13 protein-coding genes are annotated in these 15,180 nt (G+C 71.6%); 3 read left to right on the top strand and 10 right to left on the bottom strand.

The genetic code is table 11. The annotated features are described in order from the left end of the window. Nucleotides 1-390: 390 nt before the first annotated feature. The 5 genes from NKJ47_RS14785 to NKJ47_RS14765 all read right to left on the bottom strand — a co-directional run bounded on the left by NKJ47_RS14785 (nt 391) and on the right by NKJ47_RS14765 (nt 5,809). Nucleotides 391-1,272 carry a polyprenyl synthetase family protein gene (locus NKJ47_RS14785; RefSeq protein ID WP_254458595.1) on the bottom strand — a complete coding sequence of 294 codons (882 nt, stop codon included), beginning with the start codon at nt 1,270-1,272 and terminating at the stop codon, nt 391-393. Next, nucleotides 1,262-1,525, bottom strand: coding sequence for an exodeoxyribonuclease VII small subunit (locus NKJ47_RS14780; protein ID WP_017909613.1), 264 nt, complete (start codon nt 1,523-1,525; stop codon nt 1,262-1,264). The genes NKJ47_RS14785 and NKJ47_RS14780 overlap by 11 nt, the downstream gene beginning before the upstream one ends. Before the next feature lie 31 nt (nt 1,526-1,556). Beyond that, on the bottom strand, nt 1,557-2,900 hold the full coding sequence (tilS, locus tag NKJ47_RS14775; protein WP_429002436.1) for a tRNA lysidine(34) synthetase TilS: 1,344 nt from the start codon (nt 2,898-2,900) through the stop codon (nt 1,557-1,559). Nucleotides 2,901-3,542: 642 nt separating this feature from the next. Further along, nucleotides 3,543-4,106, bottom strand: a complete 564-nt coding sequence (locus tag NKJ47_RS14770; protein ID WP_254458593.1) for a WG repeat-containing protein — start codon at nt 4,104-4,106, stop codon at nt 3,543-3,545. Continuing rightward, on the bottom strand, nt 4,103-5,809 hold the full coding sequence (locus NKJ47_RS14765) for an alkaline phosphatase (protein WP_254458592.1): 1,707 nt from the start codon (nt 5,807-5,809) through the stop codon (nt 4,103-4,105). The genes NKJ47_RS14770 and NKJ47_RS14765 overlap by 4 nt, the downstream gene beginning before the upstream one ends. A 150-nt stretch (nt 5,810-5,959) precedes the next feature. Here NKJ47_RS14765 and NKJ47_RS14760 point away from each other — a divergent pair, with 150 nt between their 5' ends. Together NKJ47_RS14760 and NKJ47_RS14755 are read left to right on the top strand one after the other, a co-directional pair. Next, the gene (locus tag NKJ47_RS14760) at nt 5,960-7,300 is read left to right on the top strand and encodes a dicarboxylate/amino acid:cation symporter (RefSeq protein ID WP_254458591.1); all 1,341 of its coding nucleotides are present in this window, start codon (nt 5,960-5,962) and stop codon (nt 7,298-7,300) included. Between the two features lie 7 nt (nt 7,301-7,307). Continuing rightward, a complete protein-coding gene (locus NKJ47_RS14755) occupies nt 7,308-8,144 on the top strand; it encodes a class I SAM-dependent methyltransferase (RefSeq protein ID WP_254458590.1) in 837 nt (278 codons plus the stop codon). A gap of 204 nt (nt 8,145-8,348) precedes the next feature. Here NKJ47_RS14755 and NKJ47_RS14750 read toward each other — a convergent pair whose 3' ends face one another. Genes NKJ47_RS14750 through NKJ47_RS14740 form a run of 3 tightly spaced genes read right to left on the bottom strand, consistent with a single transcriptional unit; the run spans nt 8,349 to nt 12,570 of the window. After that, a complete protein-coding gene (locus NKJ47_RS14750) occupies nt 8,349-9,395 on the bottom strand; it encodes a PstS family phosphate ABC transporter substrate-binding protein (protein ID WP_254458589.1) in 1,047 nt (348 codons plus the stop codon). A gap of 5 nt (nt 9,396-9,400) precedes the next feature. Beyond that, nucleotides 9,401-10,432 (bottom strand): PstS family phosphate ABC transporter substrate-binding protein, encoded by a 1,032-nt coding sequence (locus tag NKJ47_RS14745; RefSeq protein ID WP_254458588.1) that lies wholly within the window; start codon nt 10,430-10,432, stop codon nt 9,401-9,403. A 20-nt stretch (nt 10,433-10,452) separates the two neighbouring features. Beyond that, the gene (locus NKJ47_RS14740; RefSeq protein ID WP_254458587.1) at nt 10,453-12,570 is read right to left on the bottom strand and encodes a TonB-dependent siderophore receptor; all 2,118 of its coding nucleotides are present in this window, start codon (nt 12,568-12,570) and stop codon (nt 10,453-10,455) included. Nucleotides 12,571-12,823: 253 nt separating this feature from the next. Here NKJ47_RS14740 and NKJ47_RS14735 point away from each other — a divergent pair, with 253 nt between their 5' ends. Continuing rightward, a complete protein-coding gene (locus tag NKJ47_RS14735) occupies nt 12,824-13,303 on the top strand; it encodes an acyl-CoA thioesterase (protein ID WP_254458586.1) in 480 nt (159 codons plus the stop codon). 9 nt (nt 13,304-13,312) lie between these two features. On the opposite strand, the gene NKJ47_RS14730 is transcribed toward NKJ47_RS14735, so the two are convergent. Together NKJ47_RS14730 and NKJ47_RS14725 are read right to left on the bottom strand one after the other, a co-directional pair. Next, nucleotides 13,313-14,062, bottom strand: a complete 750-nt coding sequence (locus NKJ47_RS14730) for a nucleotidyltransferase domain-containing protein (protein WP_254458585.1) — start codon at nt 14,060-14,062, stop codon at nt 13,313-13,315. Nucleotides 14,063-14,330: 268 nt separating this feature from the next. After that, nucleotides 14,331-15,173, bottom strand: a complete 843-nt coding sequence (locus NKJ47_RS14725; RefSeq protein WP_429002435.1) for a C40 family peptidase — start codon at nt 15,171-15,173, stop codon at nt 14,331-14,333. Nucleotides 15,174-15,180 lie beyond the last annotated feature (7 nt).

Here is a 15,180-nt window from a genome sequence, read left to right as displayed (position 1 = left end):
GGTGTCCGTGCTTGCGTCGGGGATGCTGCGCGTTGCGCGTGATGGCGGCGACGTGGGTTGCCAAGGCGAAGAAGGTGTCAGGTCGCCAACGGCGTCCTTGCGATCCGCCGCAATGTGCGTGGCTCGGGATGGCCCCGATGACACGCTTTGCCGTGGCCGCCGGACGCGCACCGTCGTCCTGTAGGAGCGGCTTCAGCCGCGACTGGCGTTCCCGATGATGCGTGTCGCGGCCGAAGGGTGCCTCTAATAACTGCGGGACGCATCCTGTAGGAGCGGCTCTCTTCATCGCGGGCTCGCTCGCGATCAGTGCCGGCAAGAAATTCCACTGCCGCTGACAGCGCCGCTCCTGCGTGGCAACGCGTGCGGCAACCGCACGCTTCAGCGCTGCGCTCAGTGCGCGCGATCGACCGCCAGCCGCGCCAGCGCCGCCAGCGTGTCGGCGGCGGCGCCGTAGCCGTGCAGGCTGTCCTGCATCGCCTGCGCCAGTTCGGCCAGCTTGGCCTTGGCGCCGTCCATGCCCAGCAGGGCGGGATAGGTGGATTTGGCCTGCGCCGCGTCCTTGCCGGCGGTCTTGCCGAGCTGTTCGGAGCTGGCTTCCACGTCGAGGATATCGTCGCGCACCTGGAACGCCAGGCCCAGCGCGGTGGCGAAGGTGTCCAGCTGCGCGAGCGCGGCGGCGTCGGCACCGCCGCCGAGCGCTCCCAGGCGCACGCTGGCGCGGATCAGCGCGCCGGTCTTCAGCGCATGCATGCGTTGCAGGTCGGCGAGCGCCTGCACGCGGCCGGTGGCGTCGATGTCCAATGCCTGGCCGCCGCACATGCCGGCCGCGCCGGCGGCCTCGGCCAGGGTCTGCAGCCACTGCACGCGCAGCGTCGCCGCCGCGTCCTCGGCATTGGCCAGCAGCGCGAACGCCAGGCTCTGCAGCGCGTCGCCGGCGAGGATCGCGGTGGCTTCGTCGAAGGCGATGTGCACGGTGGGCTGGCCGCGGCGCAGGGCGTCGTCGTCCATCGCCGGCAGGTCGTCGTGGACCAGCGAATAGGCGTGGATCAGTTCCACCGCCAGCGCCGGCGCGTCCAGCCGCGCGGCCTCGGCGCCGAAAAGCGCGCCGCTGGCGTAGACCAGCAGCGGGCGCATGCGCTTGCCGCCGCCGAGGGTGGCGTGGCGCATCGCCGCGTGCAGGCGCTGCGGCGCCAGCGTGGCCGCCGGCAACTGCGCCTGCAGGCCGGCTTCCACCCGCTCGCGCCAGTGCGCGAACGCCGCCTCAGCCGCCATGGGGCGGCACGGGATCGAAGGGTTCGGCGCTGTCGGGTTGCTCGGGATCGCTGAGCAGGCGCACGCGCAACTCGGCCTGTTCCAGCGCCTGCTGGCATTGCCGGTACAGGCCCACGCCGCGCTCGTAGGCGCTGAGCGACTGTTCCAGGCTCAGGTCGCCGGCTTCCATCTTCTCCACCAGCACTTCCAGTTCTTCGAGCGACTGCTCGAAGCGGGCCACCGGGGAGGCATCGTCTTGGGACTTCTTGGGCATGGCGAAAGTGTGCGCGGCGGCGGCAGCAGGGTCAATGCGACGCGGGTGCCGCCACCGGCAGCGGGTCCAGCACCAGGCGCGCGGCGTGCGCCTGCAGCCAGGCGTGCAGCGGCGCGGCCAGCAGGTCCGGGCCGGCGGCCAGCAGCTGTGTGGCGTCGAACAGCAGCGGCAGCCGCAGGCGCTGCCACGGCGGTAGCGCCTGCGTCTGCAGCAGGTGCTTGAGCGACTGCGACTGCGCACGCCCCGGCAGGCGCAGGCGTTCGCCGCCGAGGCGTGCGCGCACCAGCAGCGGCGTGTCGAAGGCCAGCGTCGTGTCGGCCTGCAGGTGCAGGCGGCGGCCATCGGGCAACGCCAGCGGCGCGCGGCCGTCCCACTGCGCCTGCCAGTCGCCAGGCCAGGGCGCGAGCTCGCGTTCGGCGTACAACGTGTCGCGCCAGCTGCGCACGCAGGCGCCATGCCAGGCGAACTGCGCCGCGGCATCGGCGCGCGGTTGCAGCAGGTCGCGTTCGATCGCGGCCAGGCCGGCCGCCGGCAAGGGCGGCAGCCCGGCCTGCGCGACCCAGCGTCGCAGCACGCGTGCGCGCCGCGCCGCGGGCAGGGCGCGCAGCGCGGCGAGCGGGAGCGGGGCACCGGGGCGGTCCTGCAGCGTGTCGAGCGCCGCGCGGTCGTCCGCCTCCAGCAGCGCGCCGGCGTCGGCGCACAGCTGCGCGCTGCGGGCGAGGGCGGCGTCGGCATGCGCCCAGCGCTGGCGCAGCAGCGGCAGCACCTGCAGGCGCAGGAAGTTGCGGTCGAAGCCGGGATCGGCATTGCTGGGATCGTCGATCCACCGCAGGCCATGCCGCTGCGCATGGGCGCGCAGCGCGCTGCGCGGTTGGGACAGCAGCGGCCGCCACAGGCGGCTGCCGGCGAAATCGGACAGCGCCTGCATCGCCGCCAGGCCATCCGGGCCGGAGGCACGCAGCGCGCGCAGCAGGAAGGTCTCGGCCTGGTCGTCGCGGTGCTGCGCCAGCGCCAGCCATTCGCCGGGTTGCAGCGCCTGCGCGAAGGCGTGGCGCCGCGCCTGCCGCGCCGCCGCTTCCAGGCCGTCGCCGCTGTCGCGCGGGACCTGCACCCGCACCACCTGCAGCGGCACCGCCAGCGCCGCGCAGACCTGCGCGCAATGCGCGGCCCAGGCGTCGGCGTCGGCATGCAGGCCATGGTGCACATGCAGTGCGCGCAGGCCGGCGTCGCGGTAGGCGGGGTGTTGCGCGAGCAGGTGCAGCAGCACGGTCGAATCCAGGCCGCCGCTGAAGCCGAGCAGCAGCGGCGCCGGTGCCGGATCGGGCAGTGCGGCGGCGAGGGCGGACAAGGGGGGCGTGGAGACGCGCGGAGCCATCGCGTCACTGTAGACGCAAGCGCTTGCCAGCGCGATGCGCGACCAGGGCGATGTCTTTGAGCCTGAGCAGCGTTGTGGGAGGGACTTCAGCCCCGATGCCTTTCAGCTCAACGCGTCGGGACTGAAGTCCCTCCCACAAGAGCCGTTCTCGGCGCTCGGGACTATCCAGACTGCTTGCTCAGCAGGGCGCCCGCTCGATGTCGGTCGCCAGCACGCGAAGCGCGGCCTGCGGCCAGCGCGCGACGCCGTCTGAAACAGCGCAAACGTTGGCTAGCGTTCTGTGGAAGGGACTTCAGTCCCGACGCCTTTCAGCTCAACGCGTCGGGACTGAAGTCCCTCCCACAAGTGCCGTTCTCGGTGCTGGGGACTATCCAGACTGCTTGCTCAGCGGGGCGCCCGCTCGCTGTCCGTCGCCAGCAAGCGAAGCGCGGCCTGCGGCCAGCGCGCCACGACGCTTGAAGCAGCGCAAGGTGAGTTAGCCCCCTGTGGGAGGGACTTCAGTCCCGACGCGGGGATTTCTCACTTCGCGGCCGATGCGCTTCCCGCGACGTCGCGGGAGATGCAGCAGGAGATGCGTTGCAGAGGACCAGCCTTGGCGACGTTGTCCGTGACAACGCGGCCAGGCCGCGCACGGTGATCGGCTCAGCGCGTCGGCGTCGGCACTTCGCGGTTGTGGCGATCGATGGAGTACCAGCGGCCGCCCTGCATCGACGTATGGCCGTCGGCGTCGGGAGTGCCGGCCCGGCAGCCGTCGCAGACCTGGGCGACACCGTGCTCGAACGGCCAGGCGAAGTCGTGGACCGGCGCGATCACCTCGCGCAATTGCCGGTCGTAGAAGCCGATGCGGCCGTCGACGATGCCGCGGGTCAGGCCTTCAGTGAAACCGTCCGCAGCGTTGTCCCAGGTGATCACCGGCAGGCTGCGGCCATCGGCGCGGACGTAATAGAACCGTGCGCCGACGCTCAGCAGCGCCAGCCCGTCGCGATCGAAGTGCAGCCGCCGCAGCGCCTGCGGCGTCAGCGCCAGGCGCCCGTCGGCGCCGAGCCGGCAGTCCGGCACTATCGGCCGCCCGGTGCTCGGGTCGCCCAGCCGGCAGGCCTCGGCGGCCGGCTGGGCCGCGGCCGCCTGCACGGTGCCGAGCGCGGCCAGCGCAAGGACGCCAGCCGCCATGCGCAGGCGGCCGACGTGCAGCGGTGGCCGGCTCATTGCGCCGTGGCGGCGCTGCTCATGAACGCCGTCGGCTTGGGCAGTTCCACCGGGACGCCGTCGCCGTTGCAGGTGCCGGCCTGGCACAGCCGCGCGCGCAGCGTCGGCGTGGCTTGCACGATCACGTGGTAGATCACGTTCTCCTCCAGGCTGCCGCGGAACGCGGCGCTGCCGGGGCCGCGCGCCCAGATGCCGACGTCGTCGCCGCCGTGGGTCTCGGCCTTGGTCGGCACCAGGGCTTCCTGCATGAAGTCCGGGCTTTCGGTGTCGACGTGGGTCAGGTCCGGGCGGCCGTTGGCCGGCTCGAAGTTGCTCGGCGCATGCGGGAAGGTCTTGACCCCGGCCGGCTGCTGGTTGCTGGCGCCGGTGTAGCCGGGGCCGTTGGCGTAGCTGAGCGTGGCGTAGGGCTGGCCGTTGCCGTCCAGCGCCAGGTCGCCGGTGTTGGCGTCCTCGCCGCTGGTGCCGCGCACCTTGCCCAGGATCGGGTTGCCGCGCTGCGGGTAGCCGACGAAGTTCAGCGTGTGCGAGTGGTCGGCGGTGACGATGATCAGCGTGTCCTCGGCCGAGGTCGCGTCCGCCGCAGCCTGCACCGCCTGCGACAGGGCGATGGTCTCGTCCAGCGCGCGGTAGGCGTTGCCGGCGTGGTGCGCGTGGTCGATGCGACCGCCTTCGACCATCAGCACGTAGCCGTTCTGGTCCTGCGACAGGGTGCGGATCGCGGCGCGGGTCATCTCGGCCAGGCTCGGGTCGCCGTTGGTGCTGCGGTCGCGGTCGTGGTCGAACTGCATGTGGTCCGGCTCGAACAGGCCCAGCAGCGCCGGCGCGTGCTGCGCCGCTTCCAGTTGCCCGCGGGTCCACACGTAGGCGCCCTGCGGATGGCGCTGGCGCCATTCGCCGACCAGGTCGCGGCCGTCCAGGCGCAGGCCGACCTTGTCGTCGTACTCCGGGTCGCGCTGCTCGACGGTGGTGAACTGGCCGCGGCCGCCGGCCAGCATCACCTGCGGGCCGCGCCCGAAGCGCGCGCCGACCATCTGCTGGGCGATGTCGCGGCAACCCTCGGTGACCGCCTTCTCCGGCAGGTCGGCATCGCTTTCCCAGTTGCGCTCGGGTACGTGCGCGTAGGTCGCGGCCGGGGTGGCATGGGTGAGGCGGGTGGTGGTGACGATGCCGGTGCCCATGCCGGCGCTGTCGGCCAGTTCCAGCCAGCTCAGCAACTGCTTGCCGAGGCTGTCGGCGCAGGCGTCGCGCTTGCCGGCGGCCACGCCGATCGCGCCCATGTGGGTCTTCACCCCGGTGGTGATCGAGGTCATGGTGCCGGCCGAGTCCGGCGTCTGCGAATCGGTGTTGTAGGTCTTGCTCAGCGCGGTGGCCGGGAACGCCTCCCACGCCAGTTGATTCTCCTCGCCGGAGGCGCCCTTGCGCTGGCCGTCGAGGATGCGCGCGGCGGCGACCGTGGTCAGGCTCATGCCATCGCCCAGGAACAGGATCACGTTCTTGGCCTTGCCGCGCATCGCGCCATTGTTGGCGGCCTTGGCGGCGCCGCTGCGGTACCACCAGGCCGGGGTCTCGCCGGCCGGATGGGCCACGGCGGGGACGACGATCGGCGCGACGTTGGCGCTGGCGGCCGGTGCGTGCGGCGTGCTGGCGCAGGCACCCAGCAGCAGGGTGGAGGCGGCGGCGAGGGCGGAAACGGGAAGGCGCATACGCGGAACGGGTCCTGAACACGAAGTCCCCCGCATTATGCCGGCTGCGAGAAGGCACGCCGATGACATGGCGCCTTTCCAGCCATGGCGTCGCCGCTGCTGCCGGGGTGCGCTATCGTGCGAAGCCCCCGATCTTTCTGGACAGCGTCGATGAAACTGGTGACGGCCTGGTTACGCATTCCGTTCTGGCAGCGCGTGGTCGCCGGCTTCGTGCTGGGCGCCCTGGCCGGCTGGGCGCTGGGCCCGACCGCGGAAACCTGGTTCAAGCCGCTCGGCGACCTGTACGTCACCCTGATCAAGATGATCGCGGTGCCGCTGGTGTTCTTCGCCGTCATCAACGCGATCTCGGCCCTGCACGGGCAGCAGTCGGTGGCCAAGCTGGGCGGGCGCACCTTCCTGTGGTTCATCGTCACCGCGGCGCTGGCGGTCGGCGTCGGCCTGGCCGTGGGCACCGTGCTGCAGCCCGGCGCCGGCCACCTGAGCCTGCGCGTGGACAGCGCCTGGACCCCGCGCGACGTGCCCAGCCCGGTGCAGGTGCTGCTGGACGTGGTCCCGTCCAACCCGTTCTATGCGCTGACCGGCATCGGCACCAAGACCAATGCCGCCGGCGAGACCGTGCTGGCGGCCGGGCGCGGGTCGATCCTGCCGGTGATCTTCTTCGCCGCGCTGCTGGGCTTTGCCATGGTCAAGCTCGGCGAGCGCGTGGCCGAGGCGCGCAAGCTCACAAAGCAGATGAGCGAGATCATGATCCAGGTCACCCGCTTCGTGCTGGAGATGACCCCGCTCGGCACCTTCGGCCTGATCGCCGCGCTGGTCGGCGGCTACGGCTTCGGCAAGCTGCTGCCGTTCGGCAATTTCGTGCTGGCGCTGTACCTGGCCTGCGCGATCCATATCGTGGTGGTGTACAGCGGCCTGCTGCTGGTGCACGGGCTGAACCCGTGGAAGTTCTTCCGCGGCGCCGCGCCGGGCATGCAGGTGGCCTTCGTCAGTTCCTCCAGCTTCGCCGCGATGCCGGTGGCGCTGCGTTCGATCACCCATAACCTGGGCGTCAACAAGGACTATGCGGCGTTCGCGGTGCCGCTGGGCGCCAGCATCAAGATGGACGGCTGCGGGGCGATCTTCCCGGCGCTGTGCGCGGTGTTCATCGCCCAGTACACCGGCGTGCCGCTGACCGCCAACCAGTACTTCGTGGTGCTGATCGCCTCGGTGCTGGGCAGCTTCGGCACCGCCGGCGTGCCCGGTACCGCGGTGGTGATGGCCACGGTGGTGCTGAGCGCGGCCAACCTGCCGCTGGAGGTGATCGGTTACCTGTACGCCATCGACCGCGTGCTGGACATGATGCGCACCATGACCAACGTGACCGGGCAGATGCTGGTGCCGGTGCTGGTGGCCAAGGAGACCGGCCTGCTCGACCGCGCCGTGTACGAGGCGGCGCCGAGCAATGTCGGCCTGGAAGATCCGCCGGTCGACAGTGCCGGCCAGGTGCGTTGATGCTGCCGTGCGCACGCCTGCGGACAGCCTGCGCGCGCAGCTGCGGCAATTGCCGGGACTGATACTCCACGCGGGTGTGCTGGTGCACGACGCGTTGCCCGATGACCCGTTCGAGCAGCGCTACCTGGAGCTGCGCCGCCGCGAAGGCCGGCTCTACAGCGACACCCAGGTGCGCACGCTGCCGCAGCCGCCCGGCGCGCTCGGCGCCAGCCACGAATGGCGGGTGCGCGCCGAATCCTGCCGGCGCCTGCTGCGCCACCTGCGCGCGCGCGGCGGCGATGGTCCGCTGCTGGAACTGGGCTGCGGCAACGGCTGGCTGGCGCATCGCCTGGCCAGCGGTCTGCAGCGCGAGGTCTGCGGCGTGGACGTCAACCGCACCGAACTGGCGCAGGCGGCACGGGTGTTCGCCGCCGAGCCGCGGCTGAGCTTCGTTGCCGGCGACATCTTTCGCTTGCCGCTGCCGGCGCAGTGGTTCGATGTGGTGGTGGTGCCGGCCTGCATCCAGTACTTCGCCGATCCGCATGCGCTGATCGCGCGCCTGCTGCAGTTGCTGCGGCACGACGGCGAGCTGCACATCCTCGACAGCCCGTTCTACGCCGATGCGGCGCAGGCCCAGGCAAGCGCCGCGCGCAGCCTGCAGTACTTCAGCGGCCTGGGCCACGCGGATCTGGCGCAGCACTATCACCAGCACACTGACGCGGCGCTCGACGGCATCGTGCTGCGCCGTCTGTTCGATCCGCGCCGGCTGTCGGTGCGTTGCCTGCGCGCGCTGCGCTGGCGCCAGCCGCATTTCCCGTGGCTGTGCGTCCGCAAGCGCGACAACCCGGCGTTGGTCGCGGCGTAGCCGACCGCGTCGACCGCCGGCGTGCGGCGGCGGCACGCTGGCGGCGTCGTTGCTCGGCGCAGCGCGGCACTGCGCACGGCCGATGCGCTGTGGCGCTGGCCGGCTGGTTCGCCCCAGCGCATGGTCGCAAGGCGTCCTGCTGCGCCTCCACAGGCGCGCCCCTGCCGGCGGCGCGGCGCCGTGCTGACGTGCGTGCCGGCGCCGCTACAGCGCGTCCAGCTTGCGCCGTTCGCGTTGCAGGTCTTCGGCGCTGAGCGGCACGTACCCTTCTTCCGAATCGCGCTGCGCCTCCAGGATCGCCTGGCCTTCCCGCGACAGCGCCAGCCGCAGGTACTCCTTGACCAGTGGCGCGAGCGGACGATCGGGGGCACGGTCCACATAGAACTGCACGGCGGCGGACAGCGGGTAGCGGCCCTGCCGCACCGAGGCATGGTCGGGGCCGTGGAAGGCCTCGCCCGGTGCGTCCGCCAGCGGCAGCACGCGCACCTGCGACGACACCGCCATGGCGTCGATCCAGCCCAACAGACCGATGCCGCAGGGATCGGTGGCCACGGCGCGGATCACCGCCTCGCGCGAGGGCAGGGGCTCGTACTTGAGTGCGAACGGCCGCCCACCCAGGTGCGCGATGCGCAGGCCGGTGGCGAAGCCGCCATCGTCGCGCAGGCCGTAGGCGTGGATCCGGCGCTCGGCGCAGACGCCGCCCAGGCCGAGCTGCGACCAGGTGGTGAGGTCGCCGCCGGCGTGGCCATCGGTGAAGATCCGCGCGACCTGCGCCAGGGTCAAACCCGGCAGTGGATTGTCCGCATGCACGTAGACCGCCGGCGGGGTCTTGTGCGGCGGACGCGGTCCGTAGCCGTTGTAGCCGATGCGGACCGGCGTGGCGTCGTAGCCGTGCAACTGGCGGAACGCGGCGCGGTCGCCGGGCCACATGTCGCGGGTCAGCGGCGCGAACAGCGTGGCCCCGGCGGCCAGCGCCGGCATGCCGGTGGACGAGCCGCGCATCACCGTGGCGAAGCGCACGTTGGGGTGGTGACGGACGAACAGTGCATTGAGTCGGTCGATGACCTCCTGCATGCCGTCGTTGCCGACGATGGTGACCGCGCCGTCATGGCTCAGGTAGGAAGCGTCTGCCGGTATCGCGATCGGGCGCGCTACGTCGGCGGGAAGGTCGCCGGCGGTCGCGGCGACGGGGCACGCGAGCAGCAGCAACGGCAGCAGCAGGAACGGCAACGGAACGTGGGGCCTGGGCATGGCGGTCAGTCGAGTTTTTCGCGTTCGCGGCGGGCTTGCTCGGCCGTCAGCGGCAGGTAGCCGCCCGACTGCATGGCGATGATGGCCTGGCCCTCGCGCGACAGCACCAGGCGCAGATACGCCTGCGCCAGCGGGTCCAGCGGCTGCCCGGGCACGCGGCGCACGTAGAAATGCAACCACCGGCCCAGCGGGTAGTCGCCATCCACCACCTCCTGCGCGGTGCCGGCCAGCGCGCGCCCGCTGTGCAGGCCGAGCAGCGGCAGCTGGCGCACCTGCGCATTCTCCAGCCCGATCGCCGCCACGGCGATGCCGTCGGGATCGGTCGCCACGCGCTGCAGCAGGCTGGTGCTGTCGGATGCGTATCGGGTGCGCGGCGCCAGCGCCCGGCCGTGCAGGACCTCCCGCTGCAGCCAATCGCCGAAGCCGCTGTACTCCAGCGTGGCATAGGGCTGGATCGCGCGGCTGCCCCAGTCTCCGTCCAGGCCCAGCTGGCTCCAGTGCGACACGTCGCCGTCGGGATTGCCCACCGCCAGCACCTGCGCCAACTGTGCCAGGCTCAGCTGCGCCAGCGGGTTGCGCCGATTGACGTACACCGCCAGTGTCGTCGCCAGGCCGCCGGCGGCGCTGCCGGCGGTGTGCGCTACGCGGATGTCCAGCGGCTCGGTGCCGACGATCTTGCGGTACGGCACCTTTTCGATCGGATTGATCGCCCGGCCCATCGGCGCGAACAGGGTGCGCCCGAACATCAGCAGCGGCACCGCGCTGCTGGTGCCCTGGCCTTCGTCGGCGAACCGCACGCCGGGATGGTGGCGCGCGAACAGCGCGTTGAAGCCCTCGACCATGGCCTGCACGTGTTCGGCCCCGGCGATGCGGACGGCACCGTCGGCGCGCAGATACGGCGCCGCAGCGTCGACGCGCACGACGCGGGGGACATAGGCCGGCAACGCGGCATCCGGCGTCGGCGGTGCGGCGGGGGCGGTATCCGGCGCGGCCTTGGCGGCGCCCACGCTCGCGAGCAGCACGAGCAGCGAGCGCATGGACCAGAGACCGGCACGCCTCACAGGTCGATCTTGAGAGTGAACTTGAGCGTGCGCGGTGCGCCGGCGGCCAGGCGGGTACCGGCGCCGGCCCAGTAGCGCTTGTCGGCGAGGTTGTCGACGTTCAACTGCCAACTGGTGCGCCGCGCGAACAGCGTCGTGACGTAGCGGCCGCCCACGCTCAGCAAGGTGATGTCGCCGAGCCAGGCCTGGTTGAGGTCGTTCACCGGGCGGCGACCGGTGTAGTAGGCGCCGCCGTTGAGCGACAGCCCGGGCAGCGCGTCGAAGGCATAGGTCAGGAACGCGCTGCCGGTGCGGCGCGCGGCGTTTTCCGGCAACTTGCCGTCGTAGCGCGGGCCGATCTGCGCGAAGCGCGGGTCCAGCCACTGCGCCGAGGTCTGCCAGCCGAGCTGGCGGGTCAGCTGGCCCTGGGTGGACAGCTCGATGCCGGTGTAGCGCTGCTCGCCGTCGGCGGTGAACACGTTGTCGCTGTTGGTGTAGTAGCCAGGGCGGCGGATGTCGAACAGCGCCGCCGAGAGCAGGGTGCCGCCCGGCGCCTGCCAGCGCAGGCCCAGTTCCTTCTGCTTGCTGACGCCCGGCGCCAGGCGCTGGTTCTCGTTGGCGGTCCCGGCGGGCGCGGCCTCGCCTTCCTCCAGGCCTTCGGCGTAGGAGGCGTAGAGCGACAGGGTGTCGCCCAGTTTGTAGATGCCGGCGAGCATCGGCGTGGTCTCGCTGGCGGTGTAGTGCGCGCTGCCCTGGTCGCTGCGGTACCGCGCGTAGCGCAGGCCGGCGATCAACTGCCAGTTCTTCCCGAAGCGCATGCGGTCCAGCGCGTACAGGCCGGTGTCCTCGGTGTCCAGCGCCGCGGTGGTGGGCGTGGTCGGGCGGGCGCCGTAGCTGACCTTGGTGATCACGCGCGGCGCGTACAGGTTTTGCGAGGCGATGACGTAGTTGCTCTGGTAGATCGGATCCTGGCCTTTGTCGGTGCGGCTGGCGCCGAGCGTCAGCTCGTGCGCGATCGGGCCGCTGGCGAACGTGCCGAACAGCTCGGCGCGCAGCAGATCCGAATCCACCGCGTGGCGCTGCAGGTTGCCGCGGATTGAGCCCTCGCCGCTGGCGACGCCGGCGTTGTTGGAGAAGCGGAAGATCGCCAGGCGGCGATCGCGCGCCATCTCCGAGTGGCCGGCTTCCACCGTCAGCGCCCAGCCGTCGGCCAGCGCGTAGTCGGCGCGCAGCAACGCGTTGCGCGTGGTGGCGTCGAAGTCCGCCCAGTCCGGGCCGACCAGGCGGGTGGGATCGACCGGGTGCGGCAAGGTGATCGTGCCGCCGACGGCGGTGGGCAGGTTCACCGCGGCCTGTTCGGTGACCCGGCGGCGGTCGTATTCGACGTCGCCCTTGAGCAGCAGCCGATCGCCGATGCGCCAGTCCAGCGCGGCAGACAGGAAGCGGCGGCTGCCGTCGCCGACCCCGTCCAGGTACGAGCCCAGTGCGCCGCCAGCGGCATTGACGCGCACCCCGACCTGGCGCTCGGCACCGAAGCGGCGCGCCACGTCGACGCTCCCCACCGCCGTGCCGTTCTGGTCCAGCGTCAGGCCGACGCGGGTGACCGGGGTGGCGCCGGCGCGCTTGGTGACGAAGTTGACCACGCCGGCCGGCGAGGTGAAGCCGTAGTAGAGCGCCGAGGCGCCCTTGAGCACTTCCACGCGCTCCTTGTCCTCCAGCGGCACCTGCGAGAAGTTCATGATCGGCATCGCGCCGTTGAGCCGGTAGTTGGTCCGGTTCTCCACCGCGATGCCACGGATCACCAACTGGTCCCAGGTATCGCCGCCGTTCTGTTGCCGGGTGACGCCGGCGGTGTTGCGCAGCGCATCGTAGAGACCGCCGGCGGCCTGCAGGTCCAACGCCTCGCGGGTGACCACGTTGACGGTGGAAGGCACATCCAGAATGTCGGCGCCGCGGAAGCTGCCGGCCTCGACGGTGCGCGGGTTCAGTCCGGTGGCACGGGGGGCGGTCACCGTGACCGTATCCAGCACCGTGGCGCTGTCGTTGTTCGCAGACGCGGTCTGCGGGGCCAGCGCGGGGCCGAACAGGCACAGTGCGCACAGGGGGAGTTGGCGAGGCGAACGCGTGCGGGGCATGGTGTCGATGGCAGGTGTTTGCAGCGCCCTGTCGGGTCCTGACGACCGCTCAAGGCGTTGACGATAGAAGGGGGAGGGGAGACGGCTACGGCGCGTGATCGCGGCGATAGCTGAGTGAAATATTAATGATAATAATTATCAATTGCAATGTGATGCATTGCTCGGCACGCGCGGGGAATCTTCGCTGCGATCGATGCGGCCGGCGCCGCCCGCGCATGGCAGACTGCGGCCTCCTCCCCTGCATGGATTTCCGATGAGCGGCACGCAACGCGAACTGACTTTCCGCTTCCTGGCCGAGCCGATCGACGTCAACTACGGCGGCAAGGTCCACGGCGGCGTGGTGATGAAGTGGATCGACCAGGTCGGCTACGCCGCCGCGGTGGGCTGGAGCGGCCATTACAGCGTGACCGTGGCGGTGGGCGGCATCCGCTTCGTTTCGCCGATCCGCATCAGCGACATGGTCACGGTCAGCGCCAAGCTGGTCCACACCGGCACCAGCAGCATGCATTTCGCCATCGAGGTGCGCGCCCGCGATCCGATGGGCGGCGAGCCGCGCCTGTGCACCCATTGCATCATCGTGTTCGTGGCCCTGGACGGCGTCGAAGGCCGGCCGACCGCGGTACCGGCCTGGCACCCGGCCACGCCGGAAGACCATCGCCTGGCCGAGTACGCGCAGAAGGTGATGGAGCTGAGCAAGGGCATCGAGGACACCATCGCCCACTACCACGGCTGAGGCCGGGGCTTACACGCGCCAGTCCGCCGGCGCGGTCCGGCGGTCGCCGTCGAACAGGCGGCCGCCGTGCATGGCCAGTTCCTGCTGCGCCAACGCCAGCACCGGCGTGCAGTCGGTGTTGGCGAACAGGGCGGCGAAGGCCTGGTCGAAGCGTGCGCCCAGGGCCGGGTCCATTCGTGCCAGCAGGCGTGGAACCCACTTGCCGCTGCCGTACCAGTGGCCGCGCCCGCGCAGCGCCAGCTCCGCCAGGCGCTGATGTAGCAGGGCGCCGATCGCGACGATCTCGGCGGCGCTGCGCTCGCCGCACAGGTCGTCGATCAGGTCGGTGATTTCGTAGCGCAGCGCGTCCCGTTGCGCCGGCGTCAGCGGCGTTGGCCCGGCCTGCAGCCGCGCGGCGACCTGGCCCTGCAGCGCGCGGGCCGCGTCCGTCGCGGTGCCGACGATGGTGCCCTCGGCGATCATGTGCAGCAGGCTGGGGCGGCCGCGGGCGGCATCGTCATCGAGGAACCAGGCCAGGGTGCCCGGATCGTGCACGAAGGCCTCGACCGGTACGCCCTCGGCCAGGAACGACTCGCGGTGTGCGGCCGGCAGGCTGTCGTAGACCACCACCAGGTCGATGTCGGACAGGTGCGTGCCTGCACCGCGCAGGATCGAACCGGCGGCGAAGCCGAAGGCGGCGCCGGCATAGCGGGCGGACAGCAGCGATTGCGCGATCGCCAGCGCCTGGGCGGGCGTGGGCAGGGTGGGCGTGGCCGGCATCAGTGCAGCGCCTGCCGGTGCGGCCAGGACGTGGCCTGGCGACGGCGATCATCGGCACGGCAGGGGCGCAGGGCGGGCGAGGGAAGTGGTGTCATCGACATCCCGGTGACGCGATCGAGGCGGACCAGCTTAGCGTGCCGGCGGACAACGCGGACGGCGGCGATGACGCTCCAGGCGGGCCGCGCGGAACCGTAGCGGCAATGACGGCGAATAAAAAAGGCCGCTGTCGCCAGCGGCCTTTCTTCGCATTGCGTGCAGACGGGGGGGCTTACATCGCCACGCGGCGCGCCTGCACGAACTTCTCGCCCCAGTAGCCGGAGGTCAGCGTGTCCACGCGCACGTCCTTGCCGCGGCTGGGGGCGTGCAGGAAGCGGCCCTCGCCGACGTACAGGCCGACGTGGTCGACGCGGCCCTTGCGGCCGAAGAACACCAGGTCGCCCGGGGCCAGCGCGTCGCGGTCCTTGATCAGCTGGGCGTTGGCCTCGCGGGCCATCTCGCGCGACACGCGCGGCAGTTCGATGCCCAGCGCGGTGCGGAACACGTAGCCGACCAGGCCGCTGCAGTCGAAGCCTTCGGTGTCCTCGCCGCCCCAGCGGTACGGGGTGCCCAGCAGCGCCATGGCGCGCTTGAGCACCGACTGCACCTTGTCGCCGCCCGGCACCACGCCTTCGCGCGGGATCGGCTGGGACACGTCGTAGTTGGCCAGCAGGCGGCTGATGTCGCCGGCGAACATCGCCGAGCGGTCCATCAGCGGAATGGTGTCGTTGGCGGCCAGGTGCGGCAGCAGGGCGGCCAGGGTGGCGGTCGCGGCGGCGTCGGCCTTGCTGCGCGACGGCGCGGACGCTTGGACAGCGGCGGCCGGCTTGGCCGAGGCGGTGACGGTAGCGGTGGCGGCCTGCGCGGGCGCCGGAGCGGTGGTCGCCACGGCGCTCACCGATGCTGGAGCGGGGGCGACGGTGGCGATCGCTTCCGGGACGACGGTGTCGGTGGAAGCGGACTGGGCCAGGGCCGGGAGGGCCGTGAAACAGAGCGAGGCGGTGCAGAAAAGACGGAAAGCGGTCCGGCGGGGAGCGGCGGGCTTGCCTGGAGAGGTCTTGGCTTCGGTCGTCACGCTTGGA

The sequence above is a fragment of the Xanthomonas sacchari genome (assembly GCF_024266585.1).
In the GTDB taxonomy this organism is placed as follows: domain Bacteria; phylum Pseudomonadota; class Gammaproteobacteria; order Xanthomonadales; family Xanthomonadaceae; genus Xanthomonas_A; species Xanthomonas_A sacchari_C.
Note: the sequence above shows the minus strand (reverse complement) of the source record. Positions and strands in the feature narration are given on the sequence as shown.

Excerpts from the sequence above, each read along its gene's own strand:
- NKJ47_RS14770 (WP_254458593.1), bottom strand. The coding sequence starts at position 4,106 with ATGAGCCGGCCACCGCTGCACGTCGGCCGCCTGCGCATGGCGGCTGGC.
- NKJ47_RS14740 (WP_254458587.1), bottom strand. The coding sequence starts at position 12,570 with ATGCCCCGCACGCGTTCGCCTCGCCAACTCCCCCTGTGCGCACTGTGC.
- NKJ47_RS14730 (WP_254458585.1), bottom strand. The coding sequence starts at position 14,062 with ATGCCGGCCACGCCCACCCTGCCCACGCCCGCCCAGGCGCTGGCGATC.
- NKJ47_RS14785 (WP_254458595.1), bottom strand. The coding sequence starts at position 1,272 with ATGGCGGCTGAGGCGGCGTTCGCGCACTGGCGCGAGCGGGTGGAAGCC.
- tilS (WP_429002436.1), bottom strand. The coding sequence starts at position 2,900 with ATGGCTCCGCGCGTCTCCACGCCCCCCTTGTCCGCCCTCGCCGCCGCA.
- NKJ47_RS14765 (WP_254458592.1), bottom strand. The coding sequence starts at position 5,809 with ATGCGCCTTCCCGTTTCCGCCCTCGCCGCCGCCTCCACCCTGCTGCTG.
- NKJ47_RS14760 (WP_254458591.1), top strand. The coding sequence starts at position 5,960 with ATGAAACTGGTGACGGCCTGGTTACGCATTCCGTTCTGGCAGCGCGTG.
- NKJ47_RS14745 (WP_254458588.1), bottom strand. The coding sequence starts at position 10,432 with ATGCGCTCGCTGCTCGTGCTGCTCGCGAGCGTGGGCGCCGCCAAGGCC.
- NKJ47_RS14750 (WP_254458589.1), bottom strand. The coding sequence starts at position 9,395 with ATGCCCAGGCCCCACGTTCCGTTGCCGTTCCTGCTGCTGCCGTTGCTG.
- NKJ47_RS14735 (WP_254458586.1), top strand. The coding sequence starts at position 12,824 with ATGAGCGGCACGCAACGCGAACTGACTTTCCGCTTCCTGGCCGAGCCG.
- NKJ47_RS14780 (WP_017909613.1), bottom strand. The coding sequence starts at position 1,525 with ATGCCCAAGAAGTCCCAAGACGATGCCTCCCCGGTGGCCCGCTTCGAG.